Annotated in this window: 4 protein-coding genes; 2 read left to right on the forward strand and 2 right to left on the reverse strand. The window is 67.8% G+C overall.

The features are described 5' to 3' along the window. Nucleotides 1–741 (reverse strand): type I methionyl aminopeptidase (gene map, locus H7290_RS02125; RefSeq protein ID WP_290512367.1); only part of this gene is annotated, 741 nt, incomplete at its 3' end. 51 nt (nt 742–792) lie between these two features. Between map and H7290_RS02130 the strand changes: the two genes are divergently transcribed. After that, nucleotides 793–1,008, forward strand: a complete 216-nt coding sequence (locus H7290_RS02130) for a hypothetical protein (RefSeq protein ID WP_290512368.1) — start codon at nt 793–795, stop codon at nt 1,006–1,008. Further along, nucleotides 1,005–1,277 carry a hypothetical protein gene (locus H7290_RS02135; protein ID WP_290512369.1) on the forward strand — a complete coding sequence of 91 codons (273 nt, stop codon included), beginning with the start codon at nt 1,005–1,007 and terminating at the stop codon, nt 1,275–1,277. Before H7290_RS02130 ends, H7290_RS02135 begins: the two co-directional genes overlap by 4 nt. Nucleotides 1,278–1,308: 31 nt before the next feature. Here the strand turns inward: H7290_RS02135 and H7290_RS02140 are convergent. Next, nucleotides 1,309–1,743, reverse strand: a 435-nt coding sequence (locus tag H7290_RS02140; RefSeq protein WP_290512370.1) for a 3-methyl-2-oxobutanoate hydroxymethyltransferase, incomplete at its 5' end; no start/stop codon positions are given.

Below are 1,743 nucleotides of genomic sequence, written 5' to 3' on the forward strand. Positions count from 1 at the left end.
CATGTCCCACTCGATCGATCCGAGAGTCAACATTGGCTCGATCGTGAACGTCATGCCCTCCTTGATCACGGTGTCGTAGGACGGGTCGTCGTAGTGGGGGACGACGAGGCCGTCGTGGGAAGCCGGGCCCACGCCGTGGCCGGTGAAGTCGCGCACCACGCCATAGCCGAAGCGTCGGGCGTACGACTCGATGACCCTCCCGATGACGTTGATCTCGCGCCCCGGCCTGACCGCGCGGATGGCGCGCATCGTCGCCTCGAGGGTGCGCTCGACCAGCAGGCGTGACTCCTGGTCGACGTTGCCCACCAGGTACGTCTTGTTGGTGTCGCCGTGCACCTCGCCGATGAACGCCGTGATGTCGATGTTGACGATGTCTCCGTCAGCCAGCGGGCGGTCGTCCGGGATGCCATGGCAGATCACCTCGTTGACGCTGCTGCACAGCGACTTGGGGTAGCCGCGATACCCGAGGGTCGAGGGATAGGCGCCCTGCGAGACGAGGAACCCGTGGCCCACGCGGTCGAGCTCGTCCGTCGTGACTCCGGGTGCGATGGCTGCCTCGACGGCATCCAGGGCCTGCGCGGCGACGCGTCCGGCGATGCGCATCGCGGCGATCGTGTCGGCATCGCGCACCTGGGGACCGCGATAGGGCAGGGGAGCGATCTGTCCGACGTACTCAGGACGTTCGATCGAGCTCGGGACGGCGCGCTCGGGGGACAGACGGCCAGCAGCAAGAACAGTCACCAGCCGAGTTTAAGTGCGTACCCGAACGCCGGCTGAGGCAGTATGGGGTCCATGAGCGATGCCAAGTTCTACTACTGCCTCATCCACCACAGCGTCGAAGGCGAGGACGGTTGCAGGGCCGCCGACCGAATGGGCCCTTACGACACAGCCGCCGAGGCGTCGCGTGCGCTGGAAACTGCCGCCGAGCGCACCAAGTCGTGGGACAACGACCCGGAGTGGAATGACGAGACGAAGCCGGACTCCGACCCCTCACCGTCCGGGGGATGAGCCGGCGCAGGCTCGATCTGGAGCGTTCAGGCCCATGGATCGGGGTCGCCGGCATGTTCATCGTGCTCTGGTACGCGATCTCCAGCGTGCCCTACGCGCCGTGGTGGGGTGTCGTGCTGAGCCTGGCGCTGCTGATCCCGACCTCGATGCTGCTGGCGCGGTGGGCGCGGTCGAGACCGGCGTTGTGCGTCACGGTGCCCGTGATCGGCGCTGCCCTGAACGGCGCGCTGGCCTACGTCGGTGCGACGTACTGGGGATGGAGCAACTGAGAGAGGCCCCGCCGGAGTCTCCGGTCGGACCTCAGCCGTCGAAGGAGTGCTCTGCCGCGGGGAAGGTGCCCGCCGCGACGTCGTCGGCGTATGCCTTCGCAGCTGTGAGCATCACGCCGTGCAGATCGGCGTAGCGCTTGACGAAACGAGGTGCCTTGCCGGTGCGCAGGCCCATCATGTCCTGCCAGACCAGCACCTGAGCGTCACAGCCGGCGCCCGCGCCGATGCCGATCGTGGGGATGCGCAGCGCTTTGGTGACTTCGGCGGCGACCGGTGCGGGCACCATCTCCATCACCACCGCGAAGGCTCCCGCCTCCTCGAACGCCTTGGCCTCGGCGACGAGCTGGGCGGCAGCATCGCCGCGCCCCTGAACGCGGTAGCCACCCAGGTTGTGCTCGGCCTGCGGGGTGAAGCCGATGTGGGCCATGACGGGGATGCCGGCATCGGTCAGGAGCTTGACCTGAGG

Origin of the sequence: Aeromicrobium sp., assembly GCF_014378035.1 — a bacterium.
Lineage (GTDB): Bacteria > Actinomycetota > Actinomycetes > Propionibacteriales > Nocardioidaceae > Aeromicrobium.

Coding starts and splice junctions, on each gene's coding strand:
- H7290_RS02130 (WP_290512368.1), top strand. CDS start 793: ATGAGCGATGCCAAGTTCTACTACTGCCTCATCCACCACAGCGTCGAA.
- H7290_RS02135 (WP_290512369.1), top strand. CDS start 1,005: ATGAGCCGGCGCAGGCTCGATCTGGAGCGTTCAGGCCCATGGATCGGG.